The sequence below is a fragment of the Arthrobacter sp. ISL-48 genome (genome assembly GCF_018613805.1).
Classification (GTDB): Bacteria; Actinomycetota; Actinomycetes; order Actinomycetales; family Micrococcaceae; genus Arthrobacter.
On the sequence record NZ_JAGGPL010000003.1, the window covers coordinates 1,013,717 to 1,033,546 of the forward strand.

At 62.7% G+C, this 19,830-nt stretch carries 15 protein-coding genes, 2 tRNA genes and 2 pseudogenes; 2 read left to right on the forward strand and 17 right to left on the reverse strand.

Going from position 1 to position 19,830, the window contains the following annotated elements; all coding sequences use genetic code 11:
• Positions 1-10: 10 nt before the first annotated feature.
• Positions 11-874 carry a CoA ester lyase gene (locus J7E83_RS08570; RefSeq protein WP_214960825.1) on the reverse strand — a complete coding sequence of 288 codons (864 nt, stop codon included), beginning with the start codon at positions 872-874 and terminating at the stop codon, positions 11-13.
• Positions 875-1,206: 332 nt separating this feature from the next.
• Between J7E83_RS08570 and J7E83_RS08575 the strand changes: the two genes are divergently transcribed.
• Entirely contained in the window at positions 1,207-2,232 is a 1,026-nt protein-coding gene (locus J7E83_RS08575; protein ID WP_214960827.1) for an ABC transporter substrate-binding protein, read from the forward strand.
• 87 nt (positions 2,233-2,319) lie between these two features.
• Here the strand turns inward: J7E83_RS08575 and J7E83_RS08580 are convergent, their stop codons facing one another.
• From J7E83_RS08580 to pulA, 7 genes and pseudogenes are all read right to left on the reverse strand, one after another.
• Positions 2,320-4,041 (reverse strand): glycoside hydrolase family 13 protein, encoded by a 1,722-nt coding sequence (locus J7E83_RS08580; RefSeq protein WP_214960829.1) that lies wholly within the window; start codon positions 4,039-4,041, stop codon positions 2,320-2,322.
• Between the two features lie 51 nt (positions 4,042-4,092).
• Positions 4,093-4,329: pseudogene (locus tag J7E83_RS08585) on the reverse strand (carbohydrate ABC transporter permease); the annotation flags it as partial.
• Positions 4,330-4,383: 54 nt separating this feature from the next.
• Entirely contained in the window at positions 4,384-5,280 is an 897-nt protein-coding gene (locus J7E83_RS08590; protein WP_214960831.1) for a carbohydrate ABC transporter permease, read from the reverse strand.
• A complete protein-coding gene (locus J7E83_RS08595; protein ID WP_214960832.1) occupies positions 5,277-6,215 on the reverse strand; it encodes a carbohydrate ABC transporter permease in 939 nt (312 codons plus the stop codon). Before J7E83_RS08595 ends, J7E83_RS08590 begins: the two co-directional genes overlap by 4 nt.
• A complete protein-coding gene (locus J7E83_RS08600) occupies positions 6,212-7,537 on the reverse strand; it encodes an ABC transporter substrate-binding protein (RefSeq protein WP_214960835.1) in 1,326 nt (441 codons plus the stop codon). The genes J7E83_RS08595 and J7E83_RS08600 overlap by 4 nt, the downstream gene beginning before the upstream one ends.
• A 510-nt stretch (positions 7,538-8,047) precedes the next feature.
• On the reverse strand, positions 8,048-8,173 hold the full coding sequence (locus tag J7E83_RS21395; RefSeq protein ID WP_285289315.1) for a hypothetical protein: 126 nt from the start codon (positions 8,171-8,173) through the stop codon (positions 8,048-8,050).
• Between the two features lie 148 nt (positions 8,174-8,321).
• On the reverse strand, positions 8,322-11,255 hold the full coding sequence (gene pulA, locus J7E83_RS08605; RefSeq protein WP_311379613.1) for a pullulanase-type alpha-1,6-glucosidase: 2,934 nt from the start codon (positions 11,253-11,255) through the stop codon (positions 8,322-8,324).
• 309 nt (positions 11,256-11,564) lie between these two features.
• Between pulA and J7E83_RS08610 the strand changes: the two genes are divergently transcribed.
• Complete coding sequence (locus tag J7E83_RS08610; protein ID WP_214960837.1) at positions 11,565-12,809, forward strand: ROK family protein; 1,245 nt, start codon at positions 11,565-11,567, stop codon at positions 12,807-12,809.
• An 84-nt stretch (positions 12,810-12,893) separates the two neighbouring features.
• Here the strand turns inward: J7E83_RS08610 and J7E83_RS08615 are convergent.
• The 9 genes and pseudogenes from J7E83_RS08615 to J7E83_RS08655 form a co-directional block, all read right to left on the reverse strand.
• A pseudogene (locus tag J7E83_RS08615) lies at positions 12,894-13,001 on the reverse strand (transposase); the annotation flags it as partial.
• 100 nt (positions 13,002-13,101) lie between these two features.
• Positions 13,102-13,761 carry an SDR family oxidoreductase gene (locus tag J7E83_RS08620; protein WP_214960838.1) on the reverse strand — a complete coding sequence of 220 codons (660 nt, stop codon included), beginning with the start codon at positions 13,759-13,761 and terminating at the stop codon, positions 13,102-13,104.
• A 72-nt stretch (positions 13,762-13,833) separates the two neighbouring features.
• Positions 13,834-14,391, reverse strand: coding sequence for a dihydrofolate reductase family protein (locus J7E83_RS08625; RefSeq protein WP_214960840.1), 558 nt, complete (start codon positions 14,389-14,391; stop codon positions 13,834-13,836).
• Positions 14,392-14,429: 38 nt separating this feature from the next.
• Positions 14,430-15,254 (reverse strand): membrane protein insertase YidC, encoded by an 825-nt coding sequence (gene yidC, locus J7E83_RS08630; RefSeq protein WP_214961118.1) that lies wholly within the window; start codon positions 15,252-15,254, stop codon positions 14,430-14,432.
• A gap of 234 nt (positions 15,255-15,488) precedes the next feature.
• Positions 15,489-15,562, reverse strand: a tRNA-Met gene (locus tag J7E83_RS08635).
• Between the two features lie 61 nt (positions 15,563-15,623).
• Positions 15,624-15,695 (reverse strand) — tRNA-Thr (locus J7E83_RS08640).
• Between the two features lie 118 nt (positions 15,696-15,813).
• The gene (locus J7E83_RS08645) at positions 15,814-16,317 is read right to left on the reverse strand and encodes a LysM peptidoglycan-binding domain-containing protein (RefSeq protein ID WP_214960842.1); all 504 of its coding nucleotides are present in this window, start codon (positions 16,315-16,317) and stop codon (positions 15,814-15,816) included.
• A 267-nt stretch (positions 16,318-16,584) separates the two neighbouring features.
• Positions 16,585-18,747, reverse strand: a complete 2,163-nt coding sequence (locus J7E83_RS08650) for a DEAD/DEAH box helicase (protein WP_214960844.1) — start codon at positions 18,745-18,747, stop codon at positions 16,585-16,587.
• Between the two features lie 405 nt (positions 18,748-19,152).
• The gene (locus J7E83_RS08655; protein WP_214960846.1) at positions 19,153-19,809 is read right to left on the reverse strand and encodes an MOSC domain-containing protein; all 657 of its coding nucleotides are present in this window, start codon (positions 19,807-19,809) and stop codon (positions 19,153-19,155) included.
• Between the last annotated feature and the right edge of the window lie 21 nt (positions 19,810-19,830).

Below are 19,830 nucleotides of genomic sequence, written 5' to 3' on the forward strand. Positions count from 1 at the left end.
GGTTCAGGCGCTACAGCGCCGGCTGCACCCCAAAGGCTACCGCGAGCTTCATGATCTTCTCGGCGCGGCCCAGGCGGGGAAGGTCCGAGCCGTCACGGATGACGCGGCCGTTGGCTTCGAAATCGGCCATGAAGTCCGTGGCCCAGGCAACGTCAGACGGCGTGGGACTGATCACTTCATTGATGACGGGAGTCTGGTCAATGGCCAGGCACAGCTTGCCGGTCATGCCCATCATCACGGTGATGCCGGTCTGCTCGCGCAGGATGGGATGGCTGGTGCCGACCGTGGGGCCGTCGATGGGACCGGGCAGGTTGCCCACCCGGCTGGCGACAACGAGCTTGGCCCGCGGGTACGCCATTGCCTCCGGGGTTGCGGCCATGCCGGTATCGCGGCGGAAATCACCCGAGCCAAAGGCCAGGCGGAACGCGCCCTGGGCTTTGGCGATGTTGTTGGCTTCCTCGATGCCGAGGGCGGATTCCACCAGCGGGATGACCGGCGTTTTGCCGTCCATCCGGTGGTAGCTCTCGGTCACCTGGTCAGCGGATTCGGTCTTGGCCAGCATCACGCCGAGAAGTCCGGGCGTTCCACGCAGTCCGGCAAGGTCGTCCGCCCAGAACGAGCTGGTGGCATCGTTGATCCTCACCCAGGCCTTGCCCCCGCGGGAAAGCCAGTCCACCACGTTGCCGCGGGCGTGGTCCTTCTGCGACGGGTCCACAGCGTCTTCGATGTCCAGGATGATCGAGTCGGCGCGCGAGACGGCCGACTGGTCAAACAGCTCTGTTTTCATCGCGTTAACCAGAAGCCACGAGCGGGCGATTTCTGCGGGGATATGGCGTTCGGGCCGAACTGTCTCGGTGGCGGCGGTAGTGGTCATACATCTACCGTATCTGCCCGGCCCGCGCCAAGGCGAAGAAATGTCCGTTCTAGTGAGGATCAATACGAACAAAACCGGATGTGACCGGGCGCAGAGTGCTGGCGCCAAGACAGATGCAGGTTCATGTGCCGCACCCCGGTGACCCATTTCGGGGTCGTGAACCCGCGTTACCCGGAATGGCGCGCTGTTTCCTGCGGTTTCTTCCCGTTTCCTGCCATTTCCCAGCGTTACCCCGCGGCTTTTCCCTGCCCGGGCGGATGCGCTTACATCGATTCCAACGTCCAGCCGATCCGGACGGAACCCCAACAAACCGACCCCAGGAAAGAACCTCCATGAAACTGCACGTTCCCCTCATAAGCCTCGCGGCCGCCGTCGTACTTTCGCTGACGGTCTCCGGCTGCGGCGGAACAGCCGCGGGCGGTGAGGGAGCCCCCAATGGGTCAGCGACCGAGGTGAAGGAACTCCGTTACCAGGGCTGGGCCAACCAGGTAACCCTTCCCGAGCTTGCCGAGGACCTTGGATACTTCGGCGACGTGAAGCTGACCTGGGTTGGCAACACCATCAGCGGTCCGCAGGATATCCAGTCAGCCGCCACCGGGCAGACAGACTTCGGCGGAGCGTTCGCCGGAGCCGTGGTGAAGTTGGTGGAAGCCGGCGCGCCGGTTAAGGCCGTCATCAATTACTACGGCGAAGACGAGAAGACCTTCAACGGCTTCTACGTCAAAGCGGACAGCCCGATCAAGACGGCCCGGGACTTCATCGGCAAGAAAGTCGCCGTTAATACGCTCGGGGCACACTCCGATGCGGTGATCAACAGCTACCTCCAGCAGAACGGACTGGACGAAGAGGAAACCAAGCAGGTCCAGCTGGTGGTGGTGCCGCCCAACGACACCGAAGAGGCCATCCGGCGCGGCCAGGTGGATGCAGGTGTCCTGGGCGGGGTCCTGCAGGACAAGGCCGTAGCCGCCGGCGGCCTGCGTTCGGTCTTCAACGACTACTCGCTGTTCGGAACGTTCGCCGGCGGCCCCTACGTCCTCCGCGACGACTTCATCGCCAAGAACCCCAACACCACCAGGACGTTCACCACCGGGGTTGCCAAGGCCATCGAGTGGGAACGGAACACTCCCCGCGACGAAGTGATCGCCCGGTTCACCAAGATCCTCAATGAGCGCGGCCGCAACGAGGACCCCGCTGCCCTGCAGTACTGGAAGAGCGTGGGAGTTCCATCCAAGGGCGAGATTAAGGACGTGGACTTCACCCGCTGGGAAGGATGGCTGAAGGACAGCGGAATTATCAAGGACCAAATCGATCCCAAGAAGCTCTACACGAACGAATTCAACGGGGTGCTAAATCCGTAAGAAGAGCAACTGAACAACGGCGGGTCCGGGGAGTTCGCCCGTACCCGCCGTTGCTGCTTCAAAGAGTTTTCGCTGATGTGCCGCCGGTCACGGTGTGCCGCGAAGCCACGCGGTGCTGTTCGCCGGCAGCTTGCCGTCTTCCAATGCAGCGCTGCTGACCAGGACGGTCCCCGCGGGGAGTTCGACGGCGGTGTTCCCGAAGTTGGTCACGGACTGCCAGCCGCCGGGACGGCTGAAGTGCAGGACCTCCGGATTGCCCGTCTCGTTCCATTCCAGTTCCTCCGCAGCCTGCAGTTCGCGGCGCAGCTTCAGCGCGGAACGGTACAGCTCCAGGCAGGAGCCGTCGGTGCCGTCCTGTGCCTCCAATGCATACTTGCTGAACCAGTCCGGCTGTGGCAGGTGGGCGCCGCCGTCACCGAAGCCGAAGGAGGTCCCTTCAACCTTCCACGGCAGCGGCACGCGGCAGCCGTCTCGACCGATTTCGACGCCCCTGTTGCGGAAGTACGACGGGTCCTGGCGCTCGGATTCAGGAATCTCGGCTACCTCCTGGAGGCCCAGTTCCTCGCCCTGGTACAGGTAGGCGGAACCGGGCAAGGCAAGCATCAGCAGGGTGGCGGCACGGGCCCGGCGCTCCCCGAGTTCCACGTCCAGTTCCTCCTTGGGACCGCCGGCCAGCAGCCAGTCCTTGCCGTCCTGGCCCTTGGCGTGCTTGTTGCCCTTGGAAGCGTTCGGCAGGCCGTAGCGGGTGGCGTGACGGACGACGTCGTGGTTGGAGAAAACCCACGTGGAGGACGCGCCTGTGGCCTTCGCTTCGCCCAGGTTGCGGGTGATGATTTCGTGGAACTCCTCGGCGTCGAAGTCGGCCTGCAGGAGATCGAAGTTGAAAGCCTGGCCCAGGCCTCCGGGGCTGGCATAGCGCGCGCGCCGGGTGGCATGCACCCAGGCTTCGGCGACGGCGGTGCGCGGCGGGTTGTACTCGTTGAAGACGGCGCGCCACTCGGCGTAGATCTCGTGGACCTCATCCCGGTCCCAGAAGGGGTGGGAGCCGTCGTCGAATCCGTCCGTACCGGTGTTGGCCTCGGTCAGCTCAAGCTTGGACAGCAACGGTTCGGTGAGGTCCTTCGTCAGGGCATGCGCAACGTCCACGCGGAAGCCGTCCACGCCGCGGTCCGACCAGAAGCGCAGGGTCTTGAGGAAGTCGTCGCGGATTTCCCGGTTGGCCCAGTTAAGGTCCGGCTGCTCCTTGGCGAAGATGTGCATGTACCACTGGCCGGGCGTGCCATCCGGTTCGGTGATGCGCTCCCAGGCCGGGCCGCCGAACACGGAGTCCCAGTCCGACGGCGGAAACTCGCCGTTCGGGCCCTTGCCGTCCCGGAAGATGTAGCGGTCCCGGGCGGCAGAGCCCTTCGGTGACGCGAGTGCCTCCCTGAACCATTCGTGCCGGTTCGAGGAGTGGTTGGGGACGATGTCTGCAATGAGCTTGATGCCGGCGGCATGCAGCGCGCTGGACATCTCGTCGAAGTCCTCCAGCGTCCCAAGCTTGGGGTCGACGTCGCGGTAGTCATCGACGTCGTAACCTCCGTCGGCGAGCGCCGAAGGATAGAACGGACTCAGCCAGACGGCGTCGATCCCCAACGACGCCAGGTACGGGACCTTGGCCGTGATGCCCTTGATGTCACCCAGCCCGTCGCCGTTGGAGTCGGAGAAACTGCGCGGGTAGATCTGGTAGACGGAAGCCTGGCGCCACCAGTTGGGATCGGCAAGGCGGTCTGAATTGGACAGGGTTGCCAGCGTGGCAGTGGTGGACAAGGGATGATCCTTTTCTTCTTGTTGGAGTTGTTGCCGGGTGGATTGTTGGGACTACTTGACTGCACCGCGCATGACTCCGGACAGTACCCAACGCTGGGCCAGGATGTAAACCACCAGCGTTGGTGCCATGGCCATAAGGTACGACGCGAAAGCGAGGCTGTAGTTGGTGTTGAATTCGCCCTGGAAGAGCATCTGCACCACAGGAAGGGTCTGCAGGGCCGGGTCCGCGATCATCATCTGTGGCAGCAGGAAGTCATTCCATGAACCCAGGAAGGCGAAGATGCCCACCATGGTGGATGAGTGTGGTTCCTGACGCCGTAATCCGGGTCCTCGGTGCGGTTGTTAGGATTTGGATCCGGAGAGGGCGATGCCATCGACGATCTGGCGTTGGGCGATGCCGAACATGATCAGCAACGGTGCTGCCGCCAGGGTGGTAGCGGCCATGAGGGCGGTCCAGTCAGCGCCGTACTGGCCCTTGAACTGGTTCACCAGCAGCGGGAGTGTGAAGTTCGCGTCGCTGTTGAGGAAGATCAGCGGGCCGAAGAAGTTGTTCCACTGCCCCAGGAAAGTGAAGATTCCCAGCGCGGTGAGCGGGGTGCGCAGCAGCGGCAGGATCATGGTGGTGAAGATCCGGAAGCGGCTCGCACCGTCCAGTTCGGCTGCCTCCTCAAGCTCCTTCGGGATGCCTTTAACGTACTGGCGCAGGAGGAACACTCCGAAAGCGTTGAAGAGTGCGGCAGGTACGATCAGTGCTGCGTGGGTGTCGACCCAGCCGAGCCATCCCATGATGATGTAGAGCGGGATGATGGTCAGCTGGGCCGGAACCATCATTGTCGCCAGGAACACCATGAACAGGGGCTTGCTTCCGCGGAATTCGATTCGGGCAAAGGCGTAAGCGGCCATGCATGAGGTGAGCAGGGAAACCGCGGTGACGGTTACTGCAATGTAGGTACTGTTCCAGAAACCGCGAATGAAGTCGGCACCTGCGAAGGCTTTCTCATAACCCTCCGTGGTCCATTGGAGCGGGAACAAGGCCGGGGGCTGCGCAAAGATCTCGGTCAGCGGTTTGAATGAAGACAGCAGCATCCAGAGGAATGGCAGGGCCATGAGGATTGCGCAGGCAGCCAGTACCCCGTGAAGGATGGTCCGGCCAGCGATACGCCGCGGGTGCAACCCCCGGCGCTTCGGATCCTCGCTCGCGCTCCGGCGGCTGTTTCGGATAGTGGTGGAAGTGCTCATTCTGCGTAGTGGACCCATCTCTTTTGGACTGCCAGCTGCAGAGCGGTAATGCCGAGCAGGGACAGCAGGAGCAGGAATGCCAAGGCGGATGCCTGGCCGAAATTAAACTCGCGGAAGGCGATCTGGACGATTTCGTACACAATCGTGCGGGCCGCCTCAGGAGCGTTGCTGTCCATGAAGACGTAGATGTAATCGAAGATCTGGAATGAACCGATGATCGAGGTGATCGAGAGGAACAGGATGGTAGGGGACAGCAGCGGAATAGTGACGTGCACAAGCTTCTGCCACCCGCTGCAGCCGTCCAGCTCGGCCGCTTCCAGGAAGGAAGAGCCGATGCTCTGCAGTCCTGCCATGAACATCACCAGCTGGTAGCCCAGGCCTTGCCAGATTGCCACGATAGCGAAGGCTGGGATGACGAAATTGGGGTCCTGCAGCCAGTCCGGGGACTGAATGCCAATGCTGCGCAAAGCGTTGCTGACCGGGCTGATCTCCGAGTTAAACAGCCACAACCAGATCGCAGCAACCGCCACCGAAGACGTGACCAAGGGTGCCACGAGACAAAGCCGGTAGACCGAAAGCATTTTGCCTGCCTTCTGCATCAGCAGGGCAAAGACAAAGCTTGAAATCATCAGGCCCGGCACCTGCAGCGCCGTAAACCATACCGTGTTCAGGACCGAGCGCTGGATCCGCGGGTTAGACAGCACCTCGGCGAAGTTCCCGAACCCGGCAAACGCCGCGGTACCGAAGCCATCCCAGTCGCTGAAGGCCAACACCAGTGCAAACACCAACGGTCCGACCATGAAGGCGGCCAGCCCGACTAGTTGCGGCGACAGAAAGACCAGCGCGGCGATTGTGTCCTTGCGTCGTCGCGACATACCGCGTCTAGAGGACTGGGCAACCCGTGCCTGCGCGGGGGCGGCGGTCAGCGTGCTCACTTCGTCGACTCCACCAGCCGGGTGACCGCAGAGCTGAAAGACGCCGCCGTCGTCGAGGAATCCTTGAACAGCTTGTCGACCAGAAGGGGCAGTTCAGTCGCGGTTTTCGAATTGCCGACGAAAGCACGGGGAATGGCGTATCCGTTGGCCACAACATCGTTGAACCACTGGCCGTGCACCGGCACGCCGCCCTCTGTGGCGATCTCGTCCAGTCCCTTGATTGATGGCACGGCGTTACCGCCACCGGAGAGCCGGAATTTCTGACCGTCGCGGCTGACGTAGTTGCCGATCAGCTCTAGGCCTTTTTCTCGGTTTTTGGCCTTGGTATTGAGGGCAATGGCCGCCGCAGCGACCGGTACCGGCACGATGTCCTTGCCCGAGGACGAGGGGACAGGGGCGATGTCATAACCGAATTTGACCTCCTTCAGCGTCGGCAGGGCCCAACGGCCGACATTGTTTAAGGCGAGTTGGCCGGCAAGGAAAAGGGCGTCCCCGCTTTGGCCCTTAGGCAGGGAACCTGCATAGGTGACGTTGCCGGACCTGAACTGTTCAAGCAGCCATTCCAGTCCCTCCTGGGCCTTGGGATCGTCGGCAAAAACCAGCTTGCCGGACTCGTCGATCAATTGACCACCGGACATGGTAGTGGCCCAGCACCAGTTGAACCACCAGTTGGACAGGATCAGCCCCTTCTTGCCGGAAGCGCGGACCTTGCCCAGCAGATCCTCCAGCGCGTCCGGAGTCCAAGTTCCTGCCTCGAAAAGCTGTGAGGGATCCTGGGACACCCCTGCGGCGGAGAGAACGTCCTTGTTGAACCAGAGCACAGAAGGATTGCAATCCACCGGGATGCCGAAAATCCCGGCGCTGCCATCGGCAGGCTTGCACCACTGGTACAGATCCTCCGGGAAGTCGTCAAGCTTGATGGGGGCATTCCCGCCGTTGAGGTATTCGGTCAAGTCCGAGATTTGCTTGGCATCAATCATTTTGGCCATATCGGCATCGCCCACGTAGAAGGCATCGGGGGCAGCACCGCCCGCAAGCTGTGAGAGCATCTTGGCCTGATAGTCGCCGACGACGGCCTGAAAGTTGACTTTGGCGTTGATTTTCTTGCCGAGCTCGGTGGCGAACTGCTTATAGCGTTCATCCTCGCCGGGGTTGGCCCATGCTGCCCAGGAAACACTACCTCCGGTGCCGGATCCGCCGGAGGTGGGACCGCCACCGCAGGCCGCCAGTGCCGGGGCGGCTGCCAGGCCCAGCGCACCCAACATACCGGTCCGCAACACGGCACGGCGGTCAACAGAACGTGAGAAGAGGGAGTCAGACATCGATGTCATTCCTTTCGCTAGGCGGTGGCCAACGGGCAGGCCAAACCGCGAAGCATTTTATATTTTTAGTAAATTTAGTGCCCGTCAAAAGCATGAGGTGAGGCAGGCCACAAAGTCAAGGCTTCGAGGGGTTAAGACTTCTAGATGAAGTTCGGGCCCGAAAATAGGGGCCAGACCTCAAGAGGTGCCCATTCAGGACAGAGGGGAAGCCAGGGAATGGCTGAGGCCGTGCCATGGGGCAAGAGGCTGCCACAGCCCATCCACGGCTGTGCGTCTCGGTAGTTCAGAACCGGCGGCTTTATGGCAAAATTCGCCCAGCCTGATTGCCTGGGTGCGACGCTCTGCATCCTGTAGGGGGTTCTTCTGGTCGCCGCAGCGACCAAAACATTCTCGAGTTCCGCCAACATGTGCATCGCTAGCGGCGGCGGGACGCAACCGTCCTTCCCTTGGCGCCTGGTGCGGGGTATCTATGGGCTGGTAGTGGCGGGCTGGTGATGTGAATATGACCGGTCATGTCTCGTCGTGTTCTCTTACCCAGCCATAAGGGACCTCTGCGGTGATGGCGACGGTGAAGTGTGCGGGCGAGTGCCTGGTGACAAGCACCCCTCCGCTCCGTTCCCTTGTCGCCATGCTCATGACGGTGTCGATCGCTCATTAAGCCGGACGTCCACGTCCCTCTTGGTGCAGGTCTCGGCCGAGATACGGATAACCAGTTGCATATGAGTGTTTCCCTTTTCACTACAGGGGCAAGGGGCCGGCAGAGCGACTCTGCCGGCCCTTGCGTTTACTTGGCTTGGAAGACGGTTACGGTGCGGGCGGGGACGGTGAATGAACCGCTGGCGGGATCATAGGCTGCCGTCTTCACAATCGGGTCAGTGCCCGAGGCCTGGACCGGGTGAAGGCTGTACCTCGCGCCCGCTGTGCCCGGAACGGTCTGGGTAGCCGGCTTGTCCGAGGCATTGAAGATGACGACCATGCCCTTGACGTCCTTGTCGACGTCAGAGCCCACGGTGTCGTCCAGTCGCATCACCACAACCCCGGGAGCCTGGTCTGGGCCGGCCGAGGGGAAGGAGAGCTTTTGTTGGATGAGTTTGGCGTCCCCAAGGTGGAACAGCAGAGAGCTCCTGCGGATTTCGAGCAGCTCTTCGGCGCGCTCACGAGCGGCGGCGATATGTACCGGCTGCGGGACCAGCTTCGGGTCTGCAAGCAGGGGCTTCATGTAGGGATATTTGTCCCTGTTGTCGCGCTCAGGCGGTAGGCCCCGGGCGAACCCGTTCGTGGTACCGGTGTGATCCAGCACGTTGAACCAGTCACCGGAGTCGTAGCTGTTTCGGTCCAGGGACTTGCTGCGCAGGTTTTCTGCGCCTGCTTGCCAGAACGATACGCCTTGGCCGAAGGCCGTGGTGCTCAGGGCGAGGGTGTTCATCCGGATGCGATCCTCCATGGAGGTTCTCTGGGGAAGCTTCAGCGTCAGTGCGTCGAAGAGGGTCTCATTGTCGTGCGCGTCAACGTAGGTGATCGCTTCAGAGGGGTCCGCCGTGTACCCGGCGGGCTTGCCCCCATAGACGACGTCCGAGCCCTTTACGGTGACCCCGGTTCGGTCAATGAATGAGTAGTCCTTGAGGTTTCCGGTGAGGCCGACTTTGAGCTGGTCCTGGGCGAGCAGGAGCGTGGCCCGCTGTTCCTGCGGGCTTCCGTTGGCCGGGGACAGATTCGGATCGGTAAAGAGCCCGGAGGCGAAGCCCTGGATGCGCGGGTCCTCGTCAAAGGGGGTACCTCCGCGGACGGCGTCGCGTTGCCGGTCGTTGAAGGTGCCGATTCCCGTGCCGGCCATGTTCTGCTGAGTGGCCTGGACGAAGCGTGCGCCGTTAGCGACTTCCCCGAAATCCCAGCCTTCCCCGTAGAGGTAGATGTTCTTTCCGTCCACTCCGTCGCGCTGGAGTGTCAGCATGTCCAGAGCTGCCCTGACATCGAGGAGGTTCTGCTTGGTGTGGTGTCCCATCAGGTCAAAGCGGAATCCGTCCAGTTTGTATGTCTTGGCCAGCGTGACGAGGGAATCGACCGTGAGCTTGCCCATCATGGTGTTTTCCGTTGCAGTGTTGGCGCAGCAGGTTGAAGTCTCCACGGCGCCGGTGGTCGGGTTGAGCCTGTGGTAGTAGCCCGGGACGATGCGGTCCAGGTTATGGGAGGAGTTCTGTCCGGCGCCGGAAGTGTGGTTGTAGACGACATCCTGGATCACGCGGGCCCCTGCTTTGTTTAGCCCTGCGACCATTTCACGGAATTCGAGGGTTCGGACGGCGCCCTCGGGATTGGTGGCGTAGGACCCCTCCGGGGTTGTGTAGTGCAGTGGGTCATAACCCCAGTTGAACCCGTCCTTGGCGGCAACGGCGCCTACGCAGGCCTGCTGTTCTTCACTGGCTGGGGGAAGGGCCGGCAGATCACAGTGCGGTTCCTGTTGCAGCTCGCGACGTTCATCGATGGTGGCCATGTCATTCACCGGGAGAAGGTGGACGGCGTTGATGCCAGACTTGGTCATTTCCTGCAGGTGGTGCATGCCGTCACTGTCTTGGTGAGTGAAAGCCTTATAGGTTCCACGGTCCGAGGACGGCACGGTCTTGTCTGCGATAGAAAAGTCACGGACGTGCAGTTCGTAGATCGAGAGGTCCTCGGGTTTTTCGACGACAGGCTTGGCGATGTTTTCCCAGTCGGCGGGAGCCAAGGCCGGGTCGCCCAGATTCACGAGGAAACTGCGTTCGGAGTTCGTTGACAATCCCACACTGTAAGGATCGGTGACGAAGTTCTTCTCGACTTTGCCTGTCTCGGGGACGAAAACTTCCACTTCGAAGAGATAGTAGTCACCCTTCCATCCCTTGTCGCCTAGGACTGACCAGACGCCGTCTCGGCCGTCTTTCATAGGGACGCTGGCTTTGGGCTCCCCGCCGGATCCGTTGGCGTAGACCTGGAGTGTCACGTTGCGCGCGGTGGGCGCCCAAAGGGACAGCTCCGGCCGATCGCTCTTCCAGCGCAGCCCGAGGTCCTGCTTTGCAGCCGAGGCATACACCTCATCCAGGACCCCGGGGATCTGAAGGCCGGTCGTTGCGACGGTTTTGCCTGCCGCGTCCTGGGCAGACAGAATTAGCTGGCCCTTGAGAAGTTCCCGCGCTTCCCGTGCTGCGTCCGCGTGCAGTTTCATTACCGTGGACCCGGCCAGGTGCGGATATTTCGCAGCCAACGCGCCGTCAAGTCCCCCAGGCTGGAGGCTAAGCGGCTTGGCCTTTCCGCCGCGTATGTTCCCGTCCGAGACTGTAAGGCCGCCGTTTGCGGCAGTGTAGAGCGCGAATGAAGTCGCCTGGGCCGGGTCAAGTCCCTTCCACGCAATCGTGTCCGACGTGAGCCAGTGTCCTGCAGAGGGACCGCCCAAGGACTCAGGCAAGTCGTCACTTAAACGGTGCGTGCTGTGGTCGTAAGTGAACGTCACCGGTCCTCCCGGTGCCTGGACCGGGATGTTCGCACCACCGGCAATTCCATCCGCACCATAGTTCTCTGCCCAGGAGTCGTTTAGGGCAGCCTTGACTTCATAACTTCCGGCCGGAACGTCGAAGGTCGCTTGGTAAATACCTTCCGTGCCCGGGACAGGCTGAAGCCGTGTAGCCGCACATTCCAGCTGCCATTCCCCTGCACACCCCAGTTCATCCTGAAGCGACCCGACAAGAGTCACGGAGCTTGGCAACTCTGTATGCGCCGCAATCGCAGGTAGAGCCATACCGGCGAGAGCGGCGGGAATGCTGGTGCCGATAGCCAAAGCCGATAACAGCGCTTTCCGCCTGCGGCCGCTCATCGAGACTTGTTGGATCAACGTTGACCTCCTGACCAAGCCCACACTGGGGCCCGGAAGATGTGAGTAAGGGGAACCGTAATGACTACGCGACTCCTCCAAGGGGAGTCCAGGAAACAGTCCGATTTAATTCCGGACCAAAATTTAGTCCTTCAAGTATTATGTGCATAACTCAGAGAGAGGTCAATACCCATGTCTTCTGTGATCTCAACAGCCGGGCCTCAACTGCTGCGCAGAGCAAGCGCCAGTGCGGTTCTGGACTTCATCCGAGCTTCGCGTGCAGTGACAGTTACTGAGGTCATGCAGGCAACTGGACTCGCACGGGCCACCGCCATATCGGTGTGCGAGGAGCTGATGGAACGCGGTTGGATCAGGGAACTGGAGAACCAGCGCGCCTTCGGCGAGTACCAGAAAGGCCGGCCGGCCCGCCGGTTCGAGCTCAACGAAAGTGCCGGTTACGTCATGGGCGTGGACGTGGGAATCGCAAAGGCCACTGCCGTGGTATCAAACCTCCGGGGGGAAACTGTCGGAAGGTCCAGTCAACCATTCCCCGGCGTCCAAATCAGGGCCGAGGAGCGCATCCCCGGCCAGATGACTGCCGAGGAACGTCTTGCCGTCATCGATCGGACGGCGATGACGGCCCTTCAAAACGCAGGTGTTTCTGCCGACAAGGTGCTTACTGTGAGCGTGGGAATCGCAGCACCTGTTGACCGAAACGGTGAGGTGTTGGCCACCCAACGCTTCTGGGAGCTTTTTGATGTAGACATCAAAGCCGCTTTTCAGGACCTCCACGGCTGGACCGTGATGCTGGAAAACGATGCAAACCTTGCTGCCTTGGGTGAACGCTGGCGCGGCGCCTCTGCCGGCGTGGACGACGTCGTGGTGATCCTCTCCAGCGAACGCTTCGGTTCGGGAGTCATCGACGGCGGGCGACTCCTGCACGGCAGTCACGGCGGTGCCGGCGAGTTGGCGTTCCTGAAGCAGGTCGAAGGTGTAGGCGATACCTTCGGTATCGCCCTCATGGCCAGAACATGGGCCATTGAAGCCCTGGCAGGCAAAGCCAAGACATCCCTACGAACGCATGCCCAGGAGGGCGTCGAAGCCGAACATGTTTTCGCCGCAGCGGCGGATGGGGACGATGTGGCCGTAAAAATCCTGGACCGTCTCGCGGACAGGATGGCCAGGGTCATCGGAGCGGTGGCCACCATCTTCAACCCGGAACTGGTCGTTATCGGCGGCGCCGTGGCTAAGTCCGCCGGGGTGCTGCTTGAGCCCATCGCCGAGCGACTGAAAGAATTTACGGCGACCCCGCCGCGGATCGCCGTTTCTCCGCTAGAAGATTCGATAGTTGCTGTAGGTGCCACGAGGAGCGCCTTGGACTATGTGGAGAAAAACAGCCTGGACCTTGTGCTGCGCACTCAGGAGATAGCTGATTAAGATGCGAATCATGTCAGGGCTGCGCTGAGGGAGCCGAGGGTATCCTCCCACCGGGAGTGCATGAGCCTGGACGGGGGTGTTGCATGGCGTGCGGTGGTGCCAGGCCGCTTCGACGGGAAGCCGGCGGGCGTGGGTGTTTCCGGTTTTCGTGATCGAGCCCACGGACCTGGATGTGCCCGAGGAATGCTCACTGGCGACTCGATCGTGACCGTGGGCGCAGTCAGGTGTGCCCTGGACTACGTGGAGAATAACACCCTGGACCTGGAGTTGAAGGCCTGAACCTCCACCCCTGCTAGGTGAGCGGCTGCAGTGCCGCGGACACCGGCAGGGTGCCGTCACGGAATTCGATGGTCCTGCCTGCCGTTTCCGGCAGGTCCAGGACAGCAGCCGCCACAATCGCGGTATTGCTGCGGGAGGTCTCGCGGCTGCCCTCCCCCGGCGCGGGGTCGACGTCGATACGCCCGGTCCCGGGCTTGTCGGTCAGCGATCCGGGACCCAGGATGGTCCACGCCAGCGGGGTGCGGCGCAGGTATTCGTCGGCGGCCGCCTTGGCCTCCGCATAGGGATAAAAGCCGTTGTCCGGCGGCACCCCGTGATCCGGACGGGCTCCCAGGTAGGACACCATGATGTAACGCCCGACGCCGGCCTCGGCTGCCGCGTCCATCGACCGGATCGCGGCGTCCCGGTCCACGGCGTAGGTCCGCTCCGGGCTCCCGCCGCCTGCGCCGGCAGACCAGACCACGGCGTCGTGTCCCCGGATCGCATCGGCGATGGCCGCCGTCGTCGAGTTTTCAACGTCCAGTACCGACGGCGTCGCGCCGGTTGCCGCGACATCTCCGGCATGGTCCGGATTGCGGATAAAGGACGTGACGCTGTGGCCTTCCTCTGTAAGGAGGGCGGACAGGTGGAGGGCCACTTTGCCGTGGCCGCCGATGATTGCGATGCGGGTCATCGTTATATTCTGCCCCTCGCGGCCAGCCATGGGGTCATCTGTCGCCTGCATGCCTTATCCGTGCTGGCGGGGTCAGGAGAGGGTGCGGTAACGGAGGTAGACGACGCCGTTTCCGAACCGGTGGTCCTCGAGCAGTTCAAGCTTCAGGGCGAGGCCGTCCGGCAGGAACTGCGTGCCGCCTCCCACCACCACGGGGTTGATGAACAGCCGGCATTCGTCCACGAGCCCTGCCGAGAGGGCCGAGGCTGCGAGGTTGGCGCCTCCGATGCTGATCTCGCGGCTGCTGCTTTCCTTGAGCTGCCGGACGGCTTCCGGGCTGAACGTGGGCTCGATCCTTGTGCGCGACGTGGACGCCTCGGTGAGCTTGCTGGAGTAGACGATCTTCTCCGCAGCCTGCCAGATGCGGGCATAGTCCTGCATGACCGGCGGCTCGTTTTCGGTGTCCAGGGTTTCCCAGACGGACATGACCCCGTACATCCGGCGTCCTAAAAGGAAGGTGCCAACTGAGCGCTCCAGATCGTTGACGAACGCATGGACTTCCTCGTCCGGCGCGCTCCAGCCGAAGTTTCCGTCCAGGTCCGCGATGTACCCGTCGAGCGAGGTGATGCCTGTGTAGGTCAGTTGAGCCATGCGCCCATTCTGTCGTGTTCGCTGATGGTTGGATAGGTTCACCCTTGATGCGGGAGCCTGCCCTGACCGGGCGCCCGCCGGCCGGTGACGAAGAACTGCTGCCCCATGGTCCAGAGGTTGGTGATGGTCCAGTAGGTCAGGACGCCGATGGGGAAGATGATGCCACCCACACCGAAAACGACCGGCAGGATGTAGAGCACCACCTTCTGCTGCTGCAGGAACGGGCTCGCCGTGGCCTCTTCTGGCATGTTCTTGGCCATGATCTGTTTCTGCGTGATGAACTGCGAGGCCGTCATGGCAAGGATCATCAGAATGGTCAGCACTGCCACCGCAACTGGATCCCCGCCGCCGCCATGGAGCACGGATGCAGACAGCGGAGCGCCGAAAATGCTGGCTTCATCGAACTGCACCACTAGCTCGTGGCTCATGGCGCCAATGCCTGTGCCTTGGTTGGCTGCAGTGGTGATGCCTGAGAGCACCTGGAAGAGGGCAAAGAAAAACGGCATCTGGATCAGCATGGGGAGGCAGGCCGAGAAGGGGTTGGTCCCGTGCTCCTTGTACAGCGCCATCTGTTCCTGAGCCATGGCCTGCCGCGAAAGGGGATCAGTTTTGCCCTTGTACTTCTCCTGGAGCTTCTTCAGGTCAGGCTGCAGGAGCCGCAAGCGGCGCTGGGCGTTGACCTGTTTCAGGAACACGGGAATCAGTGCGGCACGGATGACCAGCACAAGCCCGATAATGGAGAGTGTCCAGGTCCAGCCGTCCGCTGCCGGCATGCCGATGGAGCTTAGGCCCTCATGGAATCCCACCATGATGATGGACACAAGCCATTTGAACGGAAACAGGATTGTTTCGAAGAAGTCCACTGATATCCCCATTCGGCAGGTGTTGCCAAGCTACGGCGAAACGGTGTACTTGTCACGGTCACTTATCGCAGGGGACATCCAGGGTGATCAGGCGAAGCTGAAAGACGGGCGGGAAAACCACCACCACGATGGCCGCCCAGGCGCCGTAAACCAACACGTACCAGGACGCCGACGCCCCCTAAACGTGGAGACAAAAAACCCCCGAAATCTCAAGGATTTCGGGGGCTCAGCTTGTAGCGGTGGGGAGGCTCGATCTCCCGACCTCACGATTATGAGTCGTGCGCTCTAACCAACTGAGCTACACCGCCACGAATGAGAAAAACCTGCATCAAGCCGGTCAAAACCGCCTTGACACAGGCCCTCATCCAGAGCCCCCCACCGGAATCGATCCGGTGACCTCGTTCTTACCAAGAACGCGCTCTACCACTGAGCTAGGGGGGCAACGAGTAAATACTCTACCGGAAGATTTCACCACCAACAAATCGCCATGGAGGCAGGTCAAGAGCCGCCGAAACAGTTGCATCGGCGGCTCTTTTGTGGCCTGTCCTGACGGTCAGATCTACGGCAGGCGGATCACTTGCCCCGGGTAGATCACGTCCGGATTCGGCACGGTATCGGCGTTGACAGCGATGAGTTCGTCCAGGTCCACCGCGAACTGCATCGCGATGCCAGCCAGGGTATCGCCTGGCTCAACCACGACCTCCGACACCCCTGTCAGCTGATCTGCGGGCGCAGGCGTGACAGGAGGTACAGAATCCGCCTGCTGTGCCGCCACGGCATCGGCAGCGGCCTGGGCGGCCGCGACCTGCTGGGCGTCGGCGGACTCTTCGGCGGCCTGCTGCTGGGCCGCCTCACGCGTTGCCGCATCCTGCTGGGCTGTGGCCTCCGCGGTCGCCTCTGCAGTCGCCTGGGGAGTGGCGGTCCCTGCGCCTGCGGCAGGAGCGGGGGCAGGTGTCCCCCGGCTGGCATCCGCATCCAAGCCTGGGGCGGGCTGAGGCTCGCTGTGCCGCCCGTCCTTTGCGCCGAAGCCGAGGTTCTTTTTCAGATCGTCCAGGAATCCCACGTGATGCCTTTCGCTAAGCTGTGCGGTCCCCGGCCAGGAATCAGTCCGGCAAGGTCCCGCAGCTACGCAGACCGGTAGCCCTTCGATCGTATGGCCGGAAGCAGGCTCCTCCAAGGACCCCGCTCCCCGCGGGCCGGACTTCCGACGGCGGCGCTAGGCACGGACAGCCCGGACAGGCGCCTTGCCAGCTCCCGCCGTCGGGCGTTAAACGCCGATGGGCCGGCTCGAAAGCCGGCCCATCGGGGGAAACGTCAGACTAGCTGACGTTTACCACTTGCCCTTGCGGTTGAAGTCGCGCTGTCCGCCTTCGTTGCCGTGGCGGGGCTTGCGTGAGCCGTCGCCGTGGCCGCCGAAGCGGGAGTCGCTGGCCTGACCGCGGGTGGCCCCGCTGTCGGCGCCAACGCTGCGCTCCGAACGTTCGCTGTAGGAGCGGCCGCCGCGGTCAGCAGCGCCGCCTTCGGTCTTGCGGAATTCCTTCTTGAACCCGCCGCTGCCCTTGAAGTTGCCCCCACGGTCACCGCCGGAGTAGCCGCCGCGGTCTCCGCCACGGCTGCCCTGGTAGCCGCCCCGCTCGCCGCCGCCGGACGGCTTGCGTCCGTTGTCCAGCTCGAGGTGGATCAGCTCGCCGCCGATCCGGGTGCGGGACAGGGCGCGCAGCTGCTCGGGGCTCAGGTCAGCCGGGAGCTCCACGAGGGAGTGGTCCGAGCGGATGTCGATGCCGCCGATCTGGGCCGAAGAGATGCCGCCTTCGTTGGCAATGGCGCCCACGATGGAACCCGGCATGACGCGCTGGCGGCGTCCGACGGCGATCCGGTAGGTGGCGTTGCCCTCGGTCAGCGTGCGGGTCGGGCCACGGGAACCGAAGCCGTCCTTGGCGCGCTCGCGCTTCTGGAATTCCGGAGCAGCAGGCAGTTCCTTGACCAGCAGCGGCTGTCCGCCCTGCGCCATGACCGCCAGTGCGGCAGCGATCTCAGCGGCCGGTACGTTGTGCTCTTCCTCGTAGGAGGAGATGAGGTCGCGGAACGCTGCAACATCCTCGGACTCAAGGGTCTCGGTGATCCGCTCGGCGAACTTGCCCAGGCGGAGCGTGTTCACGGTCTCGGCCGTGGGGAGGTGCATCTGTTCCACCGGCTGGCGGGTTGCCTTCTCGATGGAGCGCAGCAGGTACTTCTCCCGCGGCGTCATGAAGAGGATCGCGTCGCCGGAGCGGCCTGCACGGCCGGTGCGGCCAATGCGGTGCACATAGGACTCGGTGTCGTGCGGGATGTCGTAGTTGATGACGTGGCTGATGCGCTCCACGTCAAGGCCACGGGCTGCGACGTCGGTGGCCACCAAGACGTCGATGCGGCCTTCCTTCAGCGCGTCAACCGTGCGCTCGCGCTGCTGCTGCGGGATGTCACCATTGATGGCCGCCGCCTGGAAGCCGCGGGCCTTCAGCTTGTCAGCCAGGTCCTCGGTAGCCATCTTGGTGCGTACGAAGGCGATGACGCCGTCGAACTCTTCCACCTCGAGGATGCGGGTGAGGGCATCAAGCTTGTGGGGGCCCATGACCTGCAGGTAGCGCTGCTTGGTGTTGGCGCCGGTGGTGGTCTTGGACTTCACCGAGATCTCAGCAGGGTTGTTCAGGTACTGCTTGGACATCCTGCGGATCTGGCTCGGCATGGTGGCCGAGAACAGCGCCACCTGGCGGTCCGACGGTGTCTGCTGGAAGATCTGCTCCACGTCTTCGGCGAAGCCCATGCGGAGCATTTCGTCGGCCTCGTCCAGTACGAGGTACTGGAGTTCGGACAGGTCCAGGGAGCCCTTGGAGATGTGGTCGATCACGCGGCCGGGGGTACCCACAACAACCTGGGCACCGCGGCGCAGGCCGGCGAGCTGGGGGCCGTAGGCGGAGCCACCGTAAACCGGGAGGACCGTGAAGTCATCGATGTGCTTGGCATAGGAGGTGAAGGCCTCGGCAACCTGGAGCGCGAGCTCGCGGGTCGGGGCCAGGACCAGTGCCTGCGTCTTGCGGGACGGGCCGTTGAGGTCGTGGAGCTCGGCCAGGCGGGACAGTGCCGGTACTGCGAATGCTGCAGTCTTACCGGTGCCGGTCTGGGCGAGGCCCACGACGTCGCGGCCTTCAAGCAGCAACGGGATGGTCGCTGCCTGGATGGGGGAAGGCTTTTCGTAGCCGACGTCCTGCAGGGCTGCAAGGACGCGGGGATCGATGCCAAGATCGGCGAACTTAACGCCTTCTTCTTCGGATTCCTCAGCCTTGGCTGCAGGAGCTTCCGTGGGGGCGGCGGGGGCCTCTTCGTCCGTGGGAGCGGGGGCTTCTTCAGCCTGCGGCGCTTCGATGAAGACAGCGGGAGGTGCGGTCTCGACGTCGTTCACGGTGTTTTCCGTGGCTGCCGCTTCAGCGGTAGGGTCGTTCTGATTTTCGGGCATAGGGAAATTTCCTCATCCATAGGGGGCCAGGCGGCACTACCCGAGGTGAGCGGAGCCGCAGTACGTGTGCCGTAGGTGCCGGGCATACATTGACCGGCCGGTCACTGGAAGTCCGGCGCTTTCGCAATCCCGTGGCAGGACTTCCCGCTGCATCTCTTGGCTGCTATCCCAGCAGTCTGTACAGCGTTTTCTTTAGCCGGCTCTCCCTATGAAAATGCCCGCATCACAGTAGCGGGCCCCAACACTTGCCAGTCCTGCCTCAAAAATTGGGCAGGAATAAGGGATTTCCGGAGTGGGGGATATTTCAAGTGTAAGGCACAGATCGTCCCAGGCGTAATCGAACGGCCGACGGCGGCGGTGAGCTTGCGCACACGGCAGCAGGTTCCGGCCCGATTCAGTGCAGGGTCACCGGCCCAGCTGGCGCTGCAGCGCCTCGAACTTCTGGTGATATTCGGGCTGCTGCAGGCGGATCTCGCCATCGGCCTCGGCGTCCAGCAGCGCTTCCATGGACTCCAGATCGGGCTCGCTGAACCACTTGCCGACGGTGACCCCATGCGCAGGCACGAACACGCGGTGGATGTGATCGCCCGCGCGGATGCTGCCGGTACGGATCACCCTGAGGTACGCTCCCACCCTCCCGGCATCCGTGAAGCGCTTGACGAACTTAGGCTCCCCCATCCGGCGCTGGAACGTGGCGCAGGGGGTGCGGGGCGAGGTGACTTCAACTTCGACGTCCATCCCGATCTTCCAGCGTTCACCGATCACTGCCCCGGTGGCGTCGATGCCAGCGACGCGGAGGTTCTCCCCGAAGATTCCCGGCGGGAGGTCCCGGTTCAGCTCACCTGCCCAGTAGTCCGCATCGGCTTGGGAATAGGCGTAGATGGCCTGGTCCTCGCCACCGTGATGGATCCGGCTAGCCTGGATGTCGCCGTGCAGGCCCAGTTTGTGCACCTTGACTGGCCCCTCAACCGCCCTCTTGTCGATTGCCGTCACTCCGACACTTCCTTCATCACTGAGGAGCTTGTGGACTCGGCAGACGGCAAGCACAGAGGCAGTTTCCATGGCTCCAGTGTAAGTTCCACC

Coding starts and splice junctions, on each gene's coding strand:
- J7E83_RS08570 (WP_214960825.1), bottom strand. CDS start 874: ATGACCACTACCGCCGCCACCGAGACAGTTCGGCCCGAACGCCATATC.
- J7E83_RS08575 (WP_214960827.1), top strand. CDS start 1,207: ATGAAACTGCACGTTCCCCTCATAAGCCTCGCGGCCGCCGTCGTACTT.
- J7E83_RS08590 (WP_214960831.1), bottom strand. CDS start 5,280: ATGAGCACTTCCACCACTATCCGAAACAGCCGCCGGAGCGCGAGCGAG.
- J7E83_RS08600 (WP_214960835.1), bottom strand. CDS start 7,537: ATGTCTGACTCCCTCTTCTCACGTTCTGTTGACCGCCGTGCCGTGTTG.
- J7E83_RS21395 (WP_285289315.1), bottom strand. CDS start 8,173: ATGAGCATGGCGACAAGGGAACGGAGCGGAGGGGTGCTTGTCACCAGG.
- J7E83_RS08610 (WP_214960837.1), top strand. CDS start 11,565: ATGTCTTCTGTGATCTCAACAGCCGGGCCTCAACTGCTGCGCAGAGCA.
- J7E83_RS08620 (WP_214960838.1), bottom strand. CDS start 13,761: ATGACCCGCATCGCAATCATCGGCGGCCACGGCAAAGTGGCCCTCCAC.
- J7E83_RS08625 (WP_214960840.1), bottom strand. CDS start 14,391: ATGGCTCAACTGACCTACACAGGCATCACCTCGCTCGACGGGTACATC.
- J7E83_RS08650 (WP_214960844.1), bottom strand. CDS start 18,747: ATGCCCGAAAATCAGAACGACCCTACCGCTGAAGCGGCAGCCACGGAA.
- J7E83_RS08655 (WP_214960846.1), bottom strand. CDS start 19,809: ATGGAAACTGCCTCTGTGCTTGCCGTCTGCCGAGTCCACAAGCTCCTC.